The sequence below is a fragment of the Streptomyces humicola genome, assembly GCF_024436035.1.
GTDB lineage: Bacteria > Actinomycetota > Actinomycetes > Streptomycetales > Streptomycetaceae > Streptantibioticus_B > Streptantibioticus_B humicola.
Map to the genome: position 1 here is coordinate 182,430 of NZ_JANFNG010000001.1, position 19,300 is coordinate 201,729.

Annotated in this window: 16 protein-coding genes; all 16 read left to right on the top strand. The window is 68.1% G+C overall.

What is annotated here, in order from left to right:
- Positions 1-6 precede the first annotated feature (6 nt).
- The 16 genes from NGB36_RS00890 to NGB36_RS00965 all read left to right on the top strand — a co-directional run bounded on the left by NGB36_RS00890 (position 7) and on the right by NGB36_RS00965 (position 19,294).
- Positions 7-1,239: an MlaD family protein gene (locus NGB36_RS00890; RefSeq protein ID WP_255918058.1), complete on the top strand. Its 1,233-nt coding sequence runs from the start codon at positions 7-9 to the stop codon at positions 1,237-1,239.
- Positions 1,236-2,597 (top strand): MlaD family protein, encoded by a 1,362-nt coding sequence (locus NGB36_RS00895; RefSeq protein WP_255918059.1) that lies wholly within the window; start codon positions 1,236-1,238, stop codon positions 2,595-2,597. Before NGB36_RS00890 ends, NGB36_RS00895 begins: the two co-directional genes overlap by 4 nt.
- The gene (locus NGB36_RS00900) at positions 2,594-3,883 is read left to right on the top strand and encodes an MlaD family protein (RefSeq protein WP_255918060.1); all 1,290 of its coding nucleotides are present in this window, start codon (positions 2,594-2,596) and stop codon (positions 3,881-3,883) included. The genes NGB36_RS00895 and NGB36_RS00900 overlap by 4 nt, the downstream gene beginning before the upstream one ends.
- Entirely contained in the window at positions 3,880-5,226 is a 1,347-nt protein-coding gene (locus NGB36_RS00905; protein ID WP_255918061.1) for an MlaD family protein, read from the top strand. Before NGB36_RS00900 ends, NGB36_RS00905 begins: the two co-directional genes overlap by 4 nt.
- The gene (locus NGB36_RS00910; protein WP_255918062.1) at positions 5,223-6,494 is read left to right on the top strand and encodes an MlaD family protein; all 1,272 of its coding nucleotides are present in this window, start codon (positions 5,223-5,225) and stop codon (positions 6,492-6,494) included. The genes NGB36_RS00905 and NGB36_RS00910 overlap by 4 nt, the downstream gene beginning before the upstream one ends.
- 11 nt (positions 6,495-6,505) lie before the next feature.
- Positions 6,506-7,801, top strand: coding sequence for an MlaD family protein (locus NGB36_RS00915; protein ID WP_255918063.1), 1,296 nt, complete (start codon positions 6,506-6,508; stop codon positions 7,799-7,801).
- Positions 7,798-10,179 carry an RND transporter family protein gene (locus tag NGB36_RS00920; RefSeq protein WP_255918064.1) on the top strand — a complete coding sequence of 794 codons (2,382 nt, stop codon included), beginning with the start codon at positions 7,798-7,800 and terminating at the stop codon, positions 10,177-10,179. The genes NGB36_RS00915 and NGB36_RS00920 overlap by 4 nt, the downstream gene beginning before the upstream one ends.
- Positions 10,176-11,411: a peptidylprolyl isomerase gene (locus tag NGB36_RS00925; RefSeq protein ID WP_255918065.1), complete on the top strand. Its 1,236-nt coding sequence runs from the start codon at positions 10,176-10,178 to the stop codon at positions 11,409-11,411. Before NGB36_RS00920 ends, NGB36_RS00925 begins: the two co-directional genes overlap by 4 nt.
- Before the next feature lie 17 nt (positions 11,412-11,428).
- A complete protein-coding gene (locus NGB36_RS00930; protein ID WP_255918066.1) occupies positions 11,429-11,644 on the top strand; it encodes a hypothetical protein in 216 nt (71 codons plus the stop codon).
- Between the two features lie 256 nt (positions 11,645-11,900).
- The gene (locus tag NGB36_RS00935) at positions 11,901-12,959 is read left to right on the top strand and encodes an amidohydrolase family protein (RefSeq protein ID WP_255918067.1); all 1,059 of its coding nucleotides are present in this window, start codon (positions 11,901-11,903) and stop codon (positions 12,957-12,959) included.
- 27 nt (positions 12,960-12,986) lie between these two features.
- A complete protein-coding gene (locus NGB36_RS00940) occupies positions 12,987-14,063 on the top strand; it encodes a DODA-type extradiol aromatic ring-opening family dioxygenase (RefSeq protein WP_255918068.1) in 1,077 nt (358 codons plus the stop codon).
- Positions 14,060-14,905 (top strand): alpha/beta fold hydrolase, encoded by an 846-nt coding sequence (locus NGB36_RS00945; protein WP_255918069.1) that lies wholly within the window; start codon positions 14,060-14,062, stop codon positions 14,903-14,905. The genes NGB36_RS00940 and NGB36_RS00945 overlap by 4 nt, the downstream gene beginning before the upstream one ends.
- Positions 14,906-14,926: 21 nt before the next feature.
- A complete protein-coding gene (locus NGB36_RS00950) occupies positions 14,927-16,219 on the top strand; it encodes an aromatic ring-hydroxylating oxygenase subunit alpha (protein ID WP_255918070.1) in 1,293 nt (430 codons plus the stop codon).
- A complete protein-coding gene (locus tag NGB36_RS00955; RefSeq protein ID WP_255918071.1) occupies positions 16,216-16,728 on the top strand; it encodes an aromatic-ring-hydroxylating dioxygenase subunit beta in 513 nt (170 codons plus the stop codon). The genes NGB36_RS00950 and NGB36_RS00955 overlap by 4 nt, the downstream gene beginning before the upstream one ends.
- The gene (locus NGB36_RS00960) at positions 16,728-17,507 is read left to right on the top strand and encodes an SDR family NAD(P)-dependent oxidoreductase (protein WP_255918072.1); all 780 of its coding nucleotides are present in this window, start codon (positions 16,728-16,730) and stop codon (positions 17,505-17,507) included. The genes NGB36_RS00955 and NGB36_RS00960 overlap by 1 nt, the downstream gene beginning before the upstream one ends.
- Positions 17,508-17,575: 68 nt before the next feature.
- Positions 17,576-19,294: an AMP-binding protein gene (locus NGB36_RS00965; RefSeq protein WP_255918073.1), complete on the top strand. Its 1,719-nt coding sequence runs from the start codon at positions 17,576-17,578 to the stop codon at positions 19,292-19,294.
- Positions 19,295-19,300: the final 6 nt, after the last annotated feature.

Genomic DNA, 19,300 nt, shown 5'->3' on the forward strand with positions numbered 1-19,300 from the left:
AAGCACATGCGACGACTTCTGATCACCACCGTGGCGGTGTTGGCCATGGCGGGGGCCGCATTCGGAGCGTGGTCCGCCCTCCGGCCGAGCTACCACGCAAGCGTGCTACTCGCGTCGGCCGACAACCTGACCACGGGCGGCTGGGTGACGGTGAACGGCTTCAAGGCCGGAAAGATCGACAGCATCACGGTACAGGACGGCAAGGCCCTCGTCGGCTTCACCCTCGACAGCCGTGACGCTCCGCTGCATGACGGTGCGAAGGTGACCGTCGAGTGGGAGGCCCTGCTCGGCGAGCGATGGGTCGAGATCCAGGACGGACCCAAGTCCGATGCCACGATCCCGAGCGGAGGCATGATCCCCGGCCAGCAGGCGACACCCGTGAATCTCGACCAGGTCCTGAACGCGCTGGACCCACCCACCCGCCAGCGCCTCGCGTCCCTGGTCAACCAGTTGAACGACGCGGTTCGCGGCCACGAGGGCGACACCAATGCCACACTGCTGGCGGCCGGACCAGCACTCTCGTCGCTTGGCCAGGTGCTCAGCTCTCTGGGCTCGGACGGTCCGGCGATGCACGATCTGGTCTCCCAACTCAACAAGATGGTCGGCACGTTGTCCGCGCGAGACCAGGACATCCGGGGCGTCATCGACGATCTGTCCAAGACGACGTCGGCGACGGTCGGCCAGCGCCAGCAGCTGGCGGCGGCACTGCAGGCCCTGCCGTCGACCCTCGACACCGCCCAGAACACGTTGAACGACGTGCCGGGCGCCGCGAACAAGGCCGTGCCGCTCCTCAACGACCTTCGGCCCGCGACGAACCAATTGCCGACGGTGGCACAGCATCTCGAACCGGTGCTGACGAACCTGACACCACTGGTCGAAAGGCTGGGGCCGACGCTGACCGCGGCGCAGGCTCTGCTGCAGTACACGCCTGACCTCCTGGATTCGGCCAATGCCACGCTGCCCGGCATCACGAACACGACCAGCTACCTGCAACCGGCGCTCAACTACCTGCGCCCTTACACCCCCGAACTGGCCGGCTGGTTCTCGGAGTGGTCCGGAAACGGATCTCGCTACGACGCCAACGGGCACTTCGTCCGCTTCTACCCCCAGGAAGGCGCGACGACGTTCTCCGACAACCCGGGAGTCGTTCCCCCGGGATCCGTGTACGAGCCGTATCCGCTTCCGGGTCAGAACGTGAACCAGCCGTGGACCGACGCATGGGGAGGTACGGCACGATGAACGCGAGCGGAAAGCCGAGCGCGGCGTCCCGGCGCAGTCGGATCACGGTCGCGATGGTGGCGATTCTCGGCCTGGTGACTACCATCGCGATCACCGCGGGATACAGCCCCACGTCCGACAGGGTGGTGGTCGCGGAATTCAGCGACGCCAGCCCGCTGCTTGTCGGCAACGACGTGAAGGTCGACGGAGTCAAGGTAGGCAGCGTCACCGGCATGTCCGTCGTCGACGGTCATGCCAACGTGGCCTTCACGGTGAGCAACCAGGCGCTGCCGCTGCACATGGATGCACGGGTGGAGGTGCGCCCGGTGAGTCTGCTCGGCGAACGTTACCTGGACGTGTACCGCGGCAGTTCGTCCGCACCGGTTCTGCCGGTGGGCCACGTGATCCCGCTGTCGCAGACGAGCCAGAACACCGACCTCGACCAGGTGTTGAACGTGTTCGACAACCAGACCGGTGACGCGCTGGCCGCGCTGGTGACGGTGCTCGGTCAGGGGATGCAGGGCAACGGGGCGAACATGGCGGCCACGATCAAGGCGCTCGCTCCGGCGATGACCGACACCGACGGGTTGATGCGGATTCTCGACCAGCAGAATTCGACCTTGAACGACTTGGTCGACAACGTCGAACCTGTCGCCCAGGCGCTTGCCCACGACGACGGGAAGACCATGAACGCGCTGGTCGACTCGGCCGATCACCTGCTCGGCACCACGGCCGCCAACCAGCAGGCGCTGGAGTCGCTGCTGGCTCAGCTGCCGTCGACGCTGACAGTGGCGCGGCAGACCCTCGGTGATCTCACGGACACGGCGAACGCCGCCGTACCGACCCTGCGTGCCATCCGGCCCACCGTCGACAATCTGAACGCGATCAGCCATGAGATCGACGAGTTCTCCACTGCGGCCGACCCCGCGCTCGCGCACACGCAACCGGTACTGGACAAGGCGCAGGCGCTGCTGGACGCCGCCCGCCCCGTTGCCGACGAGCTGCTCAGGGCCGGACCGTCGCTGCAGTCCGACGCGGGGTCGCTCGCCCCGCTGGTGACGACGCTGAGCGGCAACATCGACCATGTCATGAACTTCATCCGCGGGTGGGCTTTGTGCACCAATGGCTCGGACGGGCTGTCCCACTACTTCCGGGCCATGGTCATCGTTACCCCGTCCATCGCCACCGGCCTCCTGCCCGCGGGTGGCTCCACACCAACCACAACGCCGCATGCCGCACCGGCTCCGACCCAACCGGGGCTGCCCGGTCTCCCTAGCGGGATCCTCCCCACCAACCCGGGACCGGGCGGTGGAGTCACCGGTCTGACCCCGCAACAAGAAAGCGGCGCACTTCAGTTCCTGCTGGGAGGCGGATCATGAGCAACCAACGCCGGAACGGACGCCGGCGTTCCACGCTGCTGGGCGCCGCGCTGGTAGCCGTGTTCGCGGCGGCGCTGTTCGTCGCCCTGAACGCGGCGAATGGTCTCCCCGACTCCTCGGGGACGGTCGTCAAGGCCGCTTTCAGTGACGTGAGCGGACTGCTGCCGGGCAACGACGTGCGTGTCGCCGGCACCCGGGTCGGCCGGGTGACGGCGATCGACCTCAGGGCAGGCCATCCGGTCGTCACCCTCGAACTGGACGACCACCGGCCGGTCTACCGGGATGCCTCGGCGACGATCGCCGACCAGTCGCCGCTGGGTGAGAAGTACGTCGAGCTGAGTCCTGGTGACGCGAGCTCCGGAACCATGGCGGCCAAGGACACCATCGCGGAGAGCCGGACGAGCCCGTCACAGAACCTGGCGGACCTGCTGCAGGTGCTGGACGGGCCGACCCGCGAGGCCCTGGGATCGACACTGCGGCAGGTCGGCGGGGGAACGGCGACCCACGCCCAGGACCTCCACGCAGCCGGTGCGGCCTTGCCTGCGGCACTGCCCGACCTGGGCACGATATCCAGGGCGCTGAGCGCCAACTCCGGGGCGGACACGACGCAGCTGCTGCATGCGGCCGACAACCTGGCCGGCTCGTTCGCCGGGCGCCAACAGCAGATCGCCGCGTTGCTGGGCAATCTGAACACCACGCTGGCCGCCCTTGACGTGAACAACGGAAAGCCACTGGCGGAGTCGATCGGCCAGGCGCCGACCGCGCTGTCCAACACGCGCAATGCGCTTCACAGCCTGCAGGCCCCGCTGGTGAACGCACGGGAAGCGCTGACCACACTGCAACCCGGGGCGACCGCACTCGGCAAGGCGACGCCAGACCTCCGAGGCGTGCTTCGAGGGAGCGTCCGTCCCATGCAGCGGCTGACGGGCGTGGCCGATCAGGCCGTGCCGGCGGTCGAATCGTTGACGACCACCCTTCGCGATGCCCGCCCGCTGGCTCCGCAGCTGGGGCAGGCCCTCCGAACCGCGACACACCCGCTCGCGGTCATCGCCCCGTACGCGCAGGACATCTCCCTGTTCTTCACCTACTTCTCGGACGCGATGAAGGACGGGGACGACGCCGGCCACTGGCTGCGGATCTATCCGCCGATCGACGCCCAGAGCGCCGCCGGCCTGTTGCCGATCCAGGATCCCACCGCGTCGCACGACGCCTACGCGCCGCCCGGGGTGGCCTACAAGGAGAAGAAGACGACATTGCTTGGTGGCCAGCAGGGAGGCGGACAGTGAGACTGATCTGGACGCTGTTCGGCCGGCGGGGCGCCGGCCCGACGGCACCGAGACTGTCACCGTTCAAGCTGGGCGTCGTGTGCATCGTGGTCGTGCTCGTCGCCGGAATCCTGGTCCTGAACCGGAACTACCTCAGCACGACGTTGCGGTCCGGGCAGACGTTCCGCATCCACTTCGCCCGCGACTACCGGCTGCAACCGGACCTCAGCCAGGTCAAGGTCAACTTCGTCCCGGTCGGGGTGGTCACGGACGTGCAACGCGAGCCGGACAACAGCGCCCTGGTCACGGTCAAGGTGGACAACGGCATCACCGAGAAGATCCGGACCGATCCGACAGCGGTCATCCGCCCCACCACACTGCTCGGGGGCAACTACTTCGTGGACCTCATCCCCGGAGGCGCACCCGGTGCGTTCTCCGGAACGATCCCCCAGGACCACACCAGGCTGCCGGTCGAGTTGGGTCAGGTCGCGCAGGCGCTGCCGCCCCCGGCGTTGTCCGGCCTCCAGCACACCGTGGGTGACCTGGACCAGACACTGCGGGACGGTGGCGGCACGGAGCTGGACAAGTTGCTGGCCGATGCACCCGGTGCGCTGCGCCCGGCCGGTCAGGTCCTGTCCGCAGCGCAGGGCACGCACCCCGACACGGACCTCACCAACCTGGTCAGCGGGCTGGAGACGACGGCGTCTGTGCTGACCGCGCGACAGGGGCAGCTCGACTCGGTGGTGACCAATCTGCACACGACCACGTCGGTGCTGTCGGACAACCGTGACGCGATCGCGCGTACGATCGCGGACCTGCCGAGCACCCTGAACACCGCCAGGACCGGGTTGCAGGACCTGGACACCACACTCGGCAAGCTACGCGACACCGCAGACTCCGCCCGCCCAGCGGTCCAGCAGCTCAACCCAACCCTGCAACACCTGGATCCCGTCCTGGTCCGCACGGCGCCGTTCGTTACCCGGCTCAATGGACTGCTGGTCGACGCCCAGCCGCTGGTCCAGCAACTGGTGCCGGCCAGCCAGCAGAGCACCTCGGTGCTCGACAACCTCCGTGGTCCGGTGCTCGACCGGGTGAACGGCCCGATCAAGCACTTCATTCTCTCGCCCTACAAGGGGACCGGGCCGTACGCGACCTCGACGACCGATCAACCGATGTACAAGGAACTCGCCGGTGCGGTGGCGAACTTGGACAAGACCTCCTCACTGCTCGACGCAAACGGCTACGCGATCGCGATCCAGGTCGGATTTGGGCTGGGCAGTGCGGGTGGCCTCCCCGTGAACCCGCAGGTCCTGCTCGACCACATCATCGGCCAGAGCGCGCCGAACCCACAGGAGGGACGATGACCAAGACAGTCGGTCGGTTCGGGCGCATCTGGCAACGAGTGCGTACCGAACCCAAGCTGGGACGTCACGTCACGGTCGTGGTTGCCCTCATCGTGCTGGCGGCCGTCGCCGGCGGCTCCATCCTGAGCAACGAGCGCTTCAGCTGGCCGTGGAACAAGACCTTCACCTTCTATGCGACGTTCCCCGGCAGCCCGGGCGTGAGCCCCGGACACGGTCAGGAGGTTCGTATCGCGGGCGTGCACGTCGGCGAGATCGAGGCCGTCGACGTGGACAAGCAGGGTCACGCGCGGCTGACGTTGTCCGTCGACCCCAAGTACCCGGTCTACCAGAACGCGACTCTCGTACTGCGGCCGAAGAGCCAGCTGAACGAGATGTACGTGGAGATGAACCCGGGAAGCCCCCCGGCCCAGCGGTTGGCCGCCGGCGACACGCTGCCGGTGACCAGCGCGCAGTCTCCGGTCCAGCTGGACCAGGTGCTCGGCCACCTGGATACGAACACCCGGGAGGCGCTGACCACGCTGCTCCAGCAGTCCGACGTGGCACTCGCCGACGCCGCCAACAACCTGCCGCAGGGACTGTCAGCCGGAGACGTCGTGATGCAGCACCTCCAGCCGGTGGTGACAGCCCTGCAGACCCGGAGGGGGACTCTCCAGAAGCTGGTGACCGCACTGTCGCAGATATCGACCGCGATCGGTGGGGACGACCAGCGCCTCACCGACCTGATCAACTCGCTGGAGGGGACCTTGCAGGCGGTGGGCGGTCACGGTGACGACCTGAGCTCGTCACTGGCCCAACTGCCCCAGGTCACCGCGCAGCTCAAGGACGCCACTTCGGCCGTGCAGACGCTGAGCGACCAGCTCAACCCCACCCTGGACGGCCTGCGGTCGGCATCCGGGTCGCTGCCCGGCGCACTGCGCAAGCTGCGCGGCACGGTGGACCAGGCGGGCAAGGTCGTCGACAGCGGAACACCGGTGGTGCAGCAGGCCGTACCGGTCGTGCAGGACCTGCGCCCTTTCGTGAACAACCTGGACAGCGCCCTGCCCGCCCTGCGCTCGGTGACGAGCCTGTTGAACAAGGACACCGCGGCACTCGTGCCCAGCCTTGACGACCTGGGCCCGTTCCTCATCAACACCCGTTCACTGACCAGTTTCAAGGACGGCAACGGCGGCATCCTGCGCGGCTTCCTCGTCCTCGCGCCATCCATGGTGTCCAGTCCCAACCTCCACTCGCTGTCCACCCCGACCCAGCCTTACCGATTCCCGCAGTAGGTGGTCGCACCATGAAGATCTCGCAAACAGCACTGCCGAGGATCCGGTTCAGCGTGCTGATCGCCTTCACCGCGCTCTGTGCCCTGATCTTCGGGTACCTGTGGGTGAACTCGGGCGGTCGCCTCCCGCTGATCAGCAGCGACGGGTACCGAGTCAGCTTCGACGTCCCCACGGTGGGCAACCTCGTGGACAACTCCGACGTCGTGATCGCCGGTGTCCGGGTGGGCAGAGTCGTCGGCTTGGACACGCAAGGTGGCCAGGCGCACGTCACCATGCAGCTGACCAGTCAGGCGCCGCTCCACCAGGGCGCTCATGTCCAGGTGCGAGAGAAGACGCTGATCGACGAGACGTTCCTCCAGATCGTCGACGGCCACGGCCCGGCACTACCCGGCGGTACCACACTGCCGTCCGGATCGGCGACGCCGGCGGTCGAACTCAACGACATCCTGTCCAGTCTTGACCCGCGCACCCGCAGCGCGCTCGCGTCGTCCGCACGCTCGCTCGGACTGGCCACCAACGGAACCCGGCAGAGCATCAGTCAGGCGCTCGACGGGCTCGGGGCCATCGGTCGGCAGGGCAAGGACACGCTCGACGCGCTCGCGGCGCAGTCCGCCGACCTGCGCGCCATGACAGGCAACACGGCGGCACTCCTGGCGGCGCTCAACACCAGGCAGGGGGAGATCGCCGAGCTGGTCACGGACGCCAACCAACTCGCCTCGGCGACTGCGAACAACACGAGTTCCATCAAGTCCACCATGACCGAGCTGCCCAACGTCATCAGGTCGGCCAACCAGGCCAGTTCCAGTATCACGGCCCTGTCGTCCGCTTTGCAGCCCGTCGCCGGCAACCTGAACGCCGCCGCGCCGGCACTCAGCCAGGCACTCCAGCAGCTTCCGCCAGCGGCGGCGGCGCTGCGCGCCCTGCTGCCGACCCTGGACAGCGTACTGGCCGAAGCGCCGGGCACGTTGGTCCGGGTCCCCGCAGTGGCGACCAACGCCGATCAGCTGATGCCGAGCCTTGAGCAGGACCTGCTCCAGCTCAACCCGATGCTCAGTTACCTGCAACCCTACGGGCAGGACATTGCTCACCTGTTCGTCAACTGGGGCGCCTCGCTGGCCACCGGAGACGGAAACGGACACGCACTGCGTCTGCTGCCAGTGATCAACCGGCAGGCCGTCACCGGTGTCCCGGCCAACACGAACATCGGCCCGCTCAACGAGCGCAACCCGTACCCGGCCGCCGGAACCGCGGATGATCCGCAGCCCTGGCAAGGCCAGTACCCGCGGGTGCAGGAGGCGCCGAAATGATCGTGCGGAACCCTGGATCCGCACGGCCGAGGCGGCGGCGCGTCGTCGGCCGCGCGACAACGGCCCTGCGCGCGGTCGCCGCTCACCGGCGGGGGTGGCACCTGGCCCACCCCTGCCGGTGGACCCGGCGCGGGATCGCGCTGGCCCTCGCACTGGTGCTGGTCTGCGCATGTGGCGCGGCAGGGTTGGCCAGGGTGAGGGTCGAGACGACCCTCGACTCGTTCCTTCCGGCCGGTGATTCCTCCCTCGCCCAGCTCGACCGCGTGGAGCAGAACTTCGGCGGGGACCCCATCGTGGTGTTGCTGGAGTCTTCGCAGCCTCAGCAGCTTCTCGACCCAGGGCACGTGTTGCCGGAACTGAGGCTGGAGGGGACACTCGCCAAGCTGCCGAACGTCGCCTCGGTGTACGGGCCCGCCACCGCACTGAACCAGATCGCCGGCCAGGCACAGGACGTGCTCGCAGAGTTGACCGGACGGCGCGACGCCGCCCGTGCCCTGGCGGTGGCGCAGGCCAAGCAGGCAGGCGACACCGACGCGCAGGCCAACGCGGCCGGGCAACACGCGCTCGAGCAATTCGACGCCCGCTACGGCCCGCTGATGATTCAGGCCATGCCGACCGGTCTGCCCACGCTGTCGAACGCCCGCTTCGTCAGCTCGGTGATCTACGACGGCGCCGGCGGCGTCCGGCCCCAGTGGCATTTCATCGTGCCGTCGGTCACTTCGGTGGCCATCCTGGTCCGGCCACGACAAGGCATGGACGCAGGGTCGATCCGCGGCCTGGTCGATGCCGTTCACCAGACGGTGTCGCAGTCTGCGATCGACGCGCAGCACGTCACGGTGTCCGGGGTACCCGTGATCGCGTCGTCGATCGGCGACGAGGTGGCCCGTGAGGTGCCACTGATCGGTGGGCTCGCAGTGCTGGCCGTCGGGGTCTGCTTCCTGCTGGTGCCCTGGTGCCGGTGGCGACGCCGGCTGCTGCCCGTGTGCACCACACTGATCGCCATCGCGTTGACGCTGGCCGTGTTCGGCTGGATCGGGCGGCCACTCTCCCTCGGTGTGGTCGCGTTCCTCTCCGTCCTGCTCGGTGTGGGGAGTTACTACCCGACGTACTTCGCCCAGCGAGCGCGGACGCGGACCGTCCTGTCGGTGGCCGGCGGCAGCGCCGCGAGTTTCGCGACGCTGCTGACATCTCCGCTGCCCTTCGTCCGGGACCTCGGGATGACGCTCTCACTGGGCGTGGTGATGTCGGCGCTGGTGGGGATGTTGCTGGTACGACGGTTCGCCCGGACCACGGACGAGGCTCGCGACGATGCTCCTGAGGCCGCACGGCCACGAGCCACCCGCTGGGTGGTGGTCGTCGGTGTGGTCGCAGTCGCCATGGCCGGGATCGGCTGGCGGGAACTTCCGACCATGCCGCTGCAGGCCAACGTGGAGAGCTTCGCGTCCGGTCTGCCTGCCCTGAAGGACGCACAGCACGTCGAGAGTGTGATGGGCTCTTCCGGGGAGGCGGACATCGTGCTGAGCGGGCCGGACGTCACCTCGCCGGCAGCGTTCGACTGGATGCGCCGCGCCCAGGACGTCGTCGTCAGCGCGTACGGCGACCGCATGAGGCCCGCGTTGTCACTGCCCACGTTGCTGATGTTCCTCGGGGACCATCCGAGCTCGGAGCAGCTCGCCTCCGGCCTGCGCCTGATACCGCCGTATCTGAGCACCGCGGTCGTCAGCGGTGACGATCACACGGGCGTAATGGTCTTCGGGGTCAGGATGGACGACCTTGAGGCACTGCACGTCCTGCGGGACGACGTGCTGCGCAGCCTGCCGCCCGCGCCCCAGGGCTACCAGGTGTCCCTCACCGGTCTGCCGATGGTGGCTGTGCGCGGCGAGGAGCTTGTGTCCGCCGGGCGAGTGCCCGGCAACCTGCTGGGCATTCTCGTTGCGGGGGCAGTGCTGGCCGTCGGGCTGCGCAGGCGAACCTACGCGCTGCGAGCCGTGGCGGCCGCGCTGATCGCGACCGGGTTGGGCCTGTGCGCCCTGTGGGCCACGCACATCCCGCTCAGCGCCATCACCGCCGCACTGGGACCGCTGACGGCGGCGGTGAGCTGCGAGTTCACCGTACTGCTGGCGGAGTCGAAGAGCTCCGGGAACATCTCGCTGCGCCGTTCGGTGCTCTTGGCCACCGCCACCTCCGCCGTCGGTTACCTGGTCCTGGTCGGCTCCGGACTGGCCGCAATCCAGCAGTTCGGTGTGCTGCTGGCAGGTGCCGTCGTGCTGGCCCTGGGATCGGCCGTCCTGGTCGTGCGGCTGACCGCACCACGCAGATCCGCGCGGATCGAACGCACCCACTCCGAAGAGAAAGTACTTACGGGAGTCAGCCAATGAAGTCGACACGCCTGGAGAGCATCACCGCGAGCACCGAGGACGTGCCCGCTGACCAAGCCGACATCCTTGATGCGCCCACCGGGAGCGAGCCATCCGACGAGACCCCCGCCGAGGGTTGGGCCCGGCGGCTGCGGCGCGCGGCGCGGATGCCCGTCAGCCGCTGGCGACGTGCCGTTCTGGTCGTGGTCGTGGTGCTCCTTCTGGGTGGCGGCACGGGAGGGTATTTCTGGTTGACCGCCGGGCGCTTGCCGTCCGGGGTGGCGCTACGGGTCGACGGCCAGGACGTGACGGTCTCGCAGCTTCAGGCGGAGGCAGCCCGGCTGCGCGCGCTCTACGGCGTCCAGCAGCCCACAGACAAATCCAAAGTCAACGGCTTCTGGCGGTCGATGGCTCAGGCCGAGGCGGTGCGCATCATTCTCGATCACACGGCGCACGATCGGAACGTCGTGATATCGGACAAGGCGGCCCAGGACGTGATCACCCGGTTCGTCACGCAGGAGTACGGTGACGGACAGGACGCGCAGGCCAAGTTCCTCGCCGCGCTGGGGAACGCCGGTACGTCGGAGACCGACGTGCTGGACGAGATCAAGCACATGCTCGCGGTGAACCAGCTGTTCAGCCAGGTCACTTCCGGCGTCACGGTCACAGATCCCGACGTGCGCCGAGCGTACGCCCAACGGCGCGACCAGCTGGGCACCCCGGAACGCCGAGACATCCACAACATCGTCGTCGGCAGCAAGGACGAGGCCATCAGCGTCGTCAACCAGTTGGCACACGGCGCATCGTTCTCGTCGCTCGCCCGACAGGTCAGCCTCGACGACAGTACCCGTGACTCGGGCGGCGACCTCGGCCAGGTCTCCGCTTCGCAGCTCGATTCCGGGTATGCGAAGGTCGCGTTCGCCGCACCGCTCAACGGCGTGTTCGGGCCGGTGCAGAGCCAGTACGGCTGGAACGTCGGACAGGTGACACAGATTCTGCCGCCGGTGCCCGCGTCGTTCGACACTGTGGCGGGACAGCTCAAGCAGGAACTGGTGTCCGAGAAAGCCATGAGTGTGTGGCGCAACTGGCTCAGCCAGCAGATCAGGGGCGCGCATGCCCAGTACGCGGCCACGTACCGGCCCAGCGATCCGAACGCGCTGCCGGCCAGCCCCCAGCCGGGAGGGGCGGGCGCCACACAGAGCGGTGGCAGTGATGCGCTGCCGGCCGCGCCATCGGTTCAGCCCGCACAATGAGAAGCCGGGAGCGAGCCATGCTGGTCGGCATCGTGTCACAGATGGCACTGGCGCTCGGCCTGATGCTGGTCGGCCGATGGGGGCGCCGCCGCGCGGCCGCCCTGGTGCCGGCCAGCCTCAGCGGTACCGATCGTGACCGGCGGATCGTGGCGATGCGCCGAGGCGCGCTGGCATGTAAGGCACTTGGGGTGTTGTTCGCCTTCGCGTCGATTCCGGCCATCGGGTGGCGTTGAACGTTCCCATCCGTCGCCACGGCACGGATGCGCAGATGAGAGGCATGAACACCCCGATCGAGAGATGCGTCCCCCGATGCCTTTCGACACGCTTGGTCACAGGTCAACAGCCCCAACGGATTGGTGGACCCATGGCTCACCGCGAGTCAGCTCGGCGCCGCGCGCGGCGCCTGCATGGACGGAACCTGATGTGGACGAGGACGGCGTGCGGAAGACGACGACGAGGCTCCCGGCAACTGCCCGGGCAGGTGCGGCGATGACGACAACAGTGGAAGGTGAGACCGCGGGGGGTGGCTCGCACGGCTCGCCAGGGCTCGTGGATGTACACACCCATGCCCTGCCACCCCAATTGCCGGACCTGGCCGCCTACCGGTGGGACAGGTGGCCCTCCGTCGAGCGCACGGCCGAGGACCGGGCGCGGATCCTGGTCGGTGGCAAGCCCTACCGGGGCGTGGACGACCGGTGCTGGTCGGCACGTCGACGGCTGGCCGACATGGACGAGGACGGCGTCGCCATCCAGGTCCTCTCGCCGGTGCCGGTGACCTTCTGCCATGACGCGCCGGCCGAGGGCGCGGCCGTGCTGGCCCGGGCGCAGAACGAGTTCCTGGCCGATCTGGTGGCGCAGGCCCCGGGCCGGTTCCGCGCGCTCGGCGCCGTGCCGTTGCAGGATCCGGCCCGCGCGACCGAGGAACTGATCCGTTGTGTCACCGAACTGTCCTTCGTGGGCGTCGAGATCGGAACGCGGGCGGGTGCTCTCGAACTCGGTGACCCGGCACTCGATCCCTTCTTCGACACCGCGGCCGGCCTGGACGCGCTGGTCCTGGTGCATCCCGCCGACACCACGCTCGATCCGCGGCTGGCGAAGCTGGGCATCGCCTTCGGCGCCGGCATGCCGTCGGAGACCGCGATCGCCGCCGCCGGCCTGCTCTCCGGAGCCAGCGCCGCACGGCGGTCGGCGGTGAGATTGTGCCTGGCCCACGGTGGTGGTTCGCTGCCTTCGCTGATACCCCGCCTGGACCGAGGCAAGCTGCTGCAGAGCGGTGGTGACCAGCGGCAGCCGCTGCCCAGTACCCTCGCCCGATCGCTGTACTGCGACTCGCTGACCTATGACGCGGACAGTCTGCTGCTCGCCATTCACCGGTTCGGCGCCGACCACGTCCTCCTCGGGACGGACTATCCCTTCGCGGCACGGGAGGCGCCGGCCGGCGCGGTACTGGCGGCCGCGGGCTCACAGCTGTCGGAACCGCTGCGCTCAGCGATCGGCCGCGACAACGCGCTTCGGCTGATGGCCGGCGCTGGATACCCCATTAGGTGAACACTCGCCCATTCAACGGAGGTGATCATGGCAGAATTCCTGGGTCTCGGACTGACCCACTATCCACTTCTGGCGGGGACCGACGAGCACATGGCGAGCCTGCTGCGCTGGACCCTGCAGGATCCGGACATCCCGGCCGAGCTCAAGGATCCGGCCTCATGGTCCGCGTCGATGCGGGCCGAGTGGTCCGACGACGGCGGCAGGGCGGCCGCGACCGGGCATCGTCGCCAGCTGCTGGAGGGCCTCGCACGCTGCCGGAAGACGTTGGACGCCTTCGCACCCGACGTACTCGTCGTCTGGGGCGACGACCAGTACGAGAACTTCCGGGAAGAGGTGGTCCCGCCGTTCTGCGTCCTCGCCTACGGTGACCTCGAGGTGCAGCCGTTCGAGCTGATGAACAAGCGGGGAAGCCCCAATGCCTGGGGGCGCCCAGAGGATATGACCTTCGTGCTGCACGGAGACCCGGCGACGGCCCGCGAACTGGCCGACGACGTGCTCTCCGCCGGTTTCGACATCGCCTACTCCTACCGCAAGCGTCAGGACGCGCCGTTCCCGCACGCCATCGTGAACACGCAACTGTTCCTCGACTACGACCATGCGGGAACCGAGTTCCCTTACCCGATCGTGCCGATCACGGTCAACTGTTACGGCCAGCACGCCATCGCCCGCAAGGGCGGACTGGCTCGCTTCGCCGAGATCGCCCGCGAACAGCTGGACCCGGCCGGGCCGTCCCCCGCTCGGTGCTTCGCGCTCGGCAAGGCGGTGGCTGCGGCGCTCCGCCGGACAGACAAGCGCGTGGCCCTCGTCGCGTCGTCGAGTTGGTCGCACGCCTTCCTCAACGACAAGGACTGGCACCTGCGCCCCGACACCGCGGCCGACCAGCTCCTCTATCAGGCTCTCGTCAGCGACGACTACGACACCTGGCTGCACCTGACCAGCACCGACGTCGTCGCCGCCGGCCAGCACGAGATGCTGAACTGGTTCTGCCTGCTGGGCGCGGTCACCGAACTCGACATGAAGCTCGACTGGTCGGCGCTCGTCACCACGGACGTTTTCAACTCCAACAAGTGCTTCGCAGTATTCAACGGGAAGGACCCCCGGTGACCCTCACAGCAGAATCGGGCGGGCGCCTCGTCGACGCCGGCGGAATCGCCACTCACTACCACGAAGCCGGCACCGGGGAACCGGTCCTGCTCCTGCACGGTTCGGGCCCCGGCGTCTCGGCCTGGGCCAACTGGCGCCTCACCATACCGACGCTGTCCCGGCACTTCCGGGTCCTCGCGCCGGACAGCGTCGGCTTCGGGTACACCGAGCGCCCGCAAGACGTGCGCTACTCGCTGCAGACCTGGATCGACCACGTGTGGACGTTCATGGACGCCCACGGCATCGCGCGCGCCGCCGTGGTGGGCAACTCGCTCGGTGGCAGGATCGCACTGGGCATGGCAGCGCAGCGCCCGGAGCGGGTGAGCCGGATGGTGCTGATGGGCGCCCCTGGGGTCGGCATGCGGATCACCGAGGGGCTGCGTGCGCTCCGCGCGTACGAACCGTCCCTCGAGTCCATGCGAGACCTGCTGGTCCGCTACTTCGCCGTCGACCCGTCGATCATCACCGACGACCTGGTCCGTGCCCGGTACGAGGCGAGCGTCGCCCCGGGTGCCTACGAGGCCTACCGCGCGATGTTCTTCGACCCCCGGCACGCCGGCAGCGACCTGGCCATCACCGAGGAGGAGGTCACCGGCATCACGACCCCAACTCTGCTGGTGCACGGCCGGGAGGACAAGGTCGTTCCGGTGGACGTCGCCTGGACCATGTCGCAGCTGCTGCCCACCGCGGATCTGCACGTGTTCGCCCGCTGTGGTCACTGGACGCAGATCGAACGGTCGGCGGAGTTCTGCGACGTGGTGCGCTCGTTCCTCGCGGCCCCGCCCGCCTGCCCCATGCGATGAGAACAGGAATGGGAGACAACGATGACTCTTGCACATGACCTTCCGGATGCCGCTACCGCGGTTCCCGCAGTCGACGAGGACCCGGCGGCGTGCCGATTCCGTGTGCATCGCTCCACCATGACCTCCGACCGGATCTACCGGCGGGAACTGGAACGGATTTTCGCGCACTCCTGGCTTTATGTCGGGCATGAGTCCGAGGTGCGCAACCCGGGTGACTATGTGCGCAGGCCGGTCGGTGGCCGGCCGGTGTTCATGGTGCGCGGCGCCAAGAGCGGCCAGGTGCATGTCTTCCACAACACCTGCACGCACCGTGGGGCGGTGGTGTGCCGCAAGGACGCCGGCAACGCGAAGGTGTTCTCCTGCTTCTACCACGCGTGGACCTTCGACTCCGAGGGACGCCTGATCGGGGTGCCGGACCGTGAGGCCTACGGCGCGGGACGGGATTTCTCCACCCTCGGGCTGAAATCCGTCGCCCGGGTGGCAAGCTACCGAGGCTTCGTGTTCGCCAGTTTTGACGCGGACATTGTGGACCTGGAGACCTACCTCGCTGGGGCACGGGAATACCTCGACCTGGTGATCGATGCCGCGGACGGCGAGATGGAGATCATCAAGGGAACCAATCAGTACTGCATCAACGCCAACTGGAAGCTGCTCGTGGAGAACAGCATCGACGGCTACCACGCGGTGTCCACCCACGACACCTACTTCAAGTACCTGCTGTCGCTCGGTACGGACCTCAGCACCGGCGTGAGCGGCTCCGCCACGGACCTCGGCAACGGCCACGCGGTGATCGAGTACCAGGCGCCGTGGGGCCGCCCGGTGGCCAAGTGGGAACCGCTCTTCGGGGAGCAGGCCAAAAAGGAGATCGAGCGACTGCGGCAGCAGCTCATCGCCCGGCACGGCGAGGAGCGCGGTCGGCGGATCGCCGACACCAACCGCAACCTGCTGATCTACCCCAACCTGGTCGTCAACGACATCATGGCGGTCACCGTCCGCACGTTCATGCCGCTCGCGCCGGACAGGATGGACATCACGGCCTGGGAAATGGCGCCTCGGGACGAGCTGCCCCAGCTTCGGCAGCGACGCCTGGACAGCTTCCTTACCTTCCTCGGGCCCGGAGGCTTCGCCACCCCCGACGACATCGAGGCGCTGGAGTCATGCCAGCAGGGCTTCTCCAGCGGGGGAGTGCAGTGGAACGACATTTCTCGGGGAATGGGCCGGGCTTCGCAGGCCAACGACGAGAAGCAGATGCGTGCGTTCTGGCGGCGGTGGCAGGAGCAGGTGGGCGCGACGGTGGAGGAGGACGAGCGATGACGGCGACGATCGGTTCGGCGCTGGACCTGGCGACGCTGCGCCGGGACCAGGTGGAGGACTTCTTGTTCCACGAGGCCGCCCTCCTCGACGACTGGGACCTCGACGAGTGGCTGGCTCTGTTCACCCCGGACGCCAGTTACGTGATTCCCTGCAACGACGACCCGGACGGTGACCCCGATCGCGACCTGGTGCTGGTCGACGACAACATGCTGCGGTTGTCCGCCCGCGTGGAGCGGCTGAACAGCCGGCGAGCACACCGGGAGTATCCACACTCACGAACGAACCACCAGGTGAGCAACGTTCGGTTGAGCCCACCGGACGGTGACGAACTCGCAGTAACCGCGCAGTTCACGGTCTGGAGGTTCCGCAACGGCCGGGCCACCAACTACGTCGGCCGTTACCACTACCGACTCGTCGTGGTCGATGGGCTGCTGCGGATTCGGGCCAAGCGCGTGGTGCTGGACATGACCACGCTGCGTCCCGCCGGAGACATGGCGATCATCCTGTGATGGGCGGTCGACTGGAGGGCCGTACGGCGATTGTCACCGGTGGCGCGACCGGAATCGGCCTGGCGATCAGCCGTCGGCTGCTGAGTGAGGATGCCCGCGTGGTCGTCGCCGCGCTGGCACAGGACGATCTCAAGGCGGCCTTCGAGGAGCTCTCGGGCGTCGGCCGTCACCGGCCTGCGGGATTCGTCGGCGACCTCGCCGCGCCCGGAACGGCGTCGGAGCTGTTGCGCACTGCCTGTACCGAGTTCGGGCAGGTGGACATCCTGGTCAACAACGCCGGGGGCGGTGTGATTCGTCCGACCCTCGAACACACCGAGGAGTCGCTGCGGGCGACGATCGACAACAACCTGTGGACGACCCTCCGGTGCATCCTCGCCGTACTGCCGCACATGGTGGAACGCCGGTACGGACGCATCGTCAACATCGGTGCGGAGTCGGTCCGAAACGGGCTGACCGACCACGCGATCTACAACGCGGCCAAGGGCGGCGTCCACGGTATGACCAGCGGCCTGGCTCGCGAGTTCGCCGAGTCGGGTATCACCGTGAACACGGTCGCCCCGTCCTACGTCGAGACGCCGGAGCTTCGGCACGCACAGTCCAGCGGCGCTCTGCCCCAGCGCCTGGCGTGCGTCATCGAGCGTGCGGTGGAGTTGATACCGATGGGCCGGCCGGGCGGGGTGGATGACATCGCGGGGGCCGTCGCCTATCTGGCGAGCCAGGAAGCTGCCTTCGTCACTGGTCAGGTGATAAGTATCAATGGAGGCAGCAGCATGGGCTGAGCGACCGGGACCGGACGCGTCCGGTCGTCACGTCGGGTAGTGAGGCACGTCTTATCGAAAGAGGGCACATGAGCGGGACAGCTCGTAGCGCAGGCGCGGCGTCGTTCGCCGCAGCACGGGATTATCTGCTGACGCACCGCGAGGACTACGGCAAGGCCAGGCTGGGTTTCCGCTGGCCGCGGCCGACCGAGTTCAACTGGGCGCTGGACTGGTTCGACACGATCGGGCAGCGCCACGATCGCCCGGCGCTGTGGATTGTCGAGGACGACGATTCGGAGCAGATATTGACCTTCGGGCAACTGTCCCGACGGTCGAACCAACTCGCGAACTGGCTGCGGAGTCACGGCGTCGCCCGCGGCGACCGGCTGCTGCTCATGCTCGGCAACCAGGTCGAGTTGTGGGAGTCGATCCTCGCCGCGATGAAGCTGGGGACGGTGATCATTCCGGCGACGCAGATGCTGGGGCCGGACGACCTGCGCGACCGCGTGGAGCGCGGCAAGGTCCGCCACGTGCTGACCACCGCCGACGACACGGGGAAGTTCGCTGAGGTGCCGGGTGACTACACCAGGATCGCGGTGGGCGGGCCGGTCACCGGGTGGCAGGACTACGCGGACAGCGCCGCCGCCGGCGAGGAGTTCACCCCGGACGGCACGACGCGCGCCGACGACACCCTGCTGCTGTACTTCACCTCCGGCACGACCGCCCGACCCAAACTCGTCGAGCACACACACATGAGCTACCCGGTGGGCCATCTGTCCACCATGTACTGGATCGGGCTGGAGCCGGGTGATGTGCACCTGAACATCTCCTCGCCCGGATGGGCGAAGCACGCATGGAGCAACTTCTTCGCTCCGTGGAACGCCGAGGCGACCGTCTTCGTCTACAACTACAAGCGGTTCGACGCCGAACGGTTGCTCCACCACATGGAGCGCTGCCGCATCACCAGCTTCTGCGCCCCGCCGACAGTGTGGCGGATGCTGATCCAGGCCGACCTGCGGACACTGCGCACCCCACCGAAGAAGGTGGTCGGCGCCGGCGAGCCGCTCAATCCCGAGGTCATCGAGCAGGTGCGCGAGGCCTGGGGAGTGACGATCCGGGACGGATTCGGCCAGACCGAGAGTTCCGTGCAGATCGCGAACACGCCCGGTCAGCCGGTCAAGCCCGGTTCCATGGGCCGGCCGCTCCCGGGTTTCGACGTCGAACTGATCGAACCCGTCACCGGAAAGCCCAGCGAGGAGGGCGAGATCTGCCTGAAGCTGGACCCGAGGCCGGTCGGGCTGATGGTCGGGTACGCCGACGACGCCGAACGCACCGCGGATGTCATGCGCGACGGCTACTACCACACCGGAGATGTCGGCTCCCGTGACGCCGACGGATACATCACCTACGTGGGCAGGGCGGACGACGTGTTCAAGGCCAGCGACTACCGCATCTCGCCGTTCGAGTTGGAGAGCGTGCTCCTGGAGCACGAGGCGGTGGCCGAGGCGGCCGTCGTGCCGTCGCCCCATCCTGTCCGCCTCGCGGTGCCCAAGGCATACGTCGTGCTGGCCCGCGGCTACGCACCGGACCGGGCGACAGCATTGTCCCTCCTGCGTTTCGCCCGTGAGCGGCTGGCGTCGTACAAGCGAGTTCGCCGGTTGGAATTCACCGACCTGCCGAAGACGATATCCGGCAAGATCCGGCGGGTGGAGTTGCGGAACAGGGAACGCGACTTGCACGACCACGGCGGCAACGGCAGCTCCGCCGAGTTCCGCGAGGAGGACTTCCCGGAGCTGAAGTCCTCCTGAGCGAAC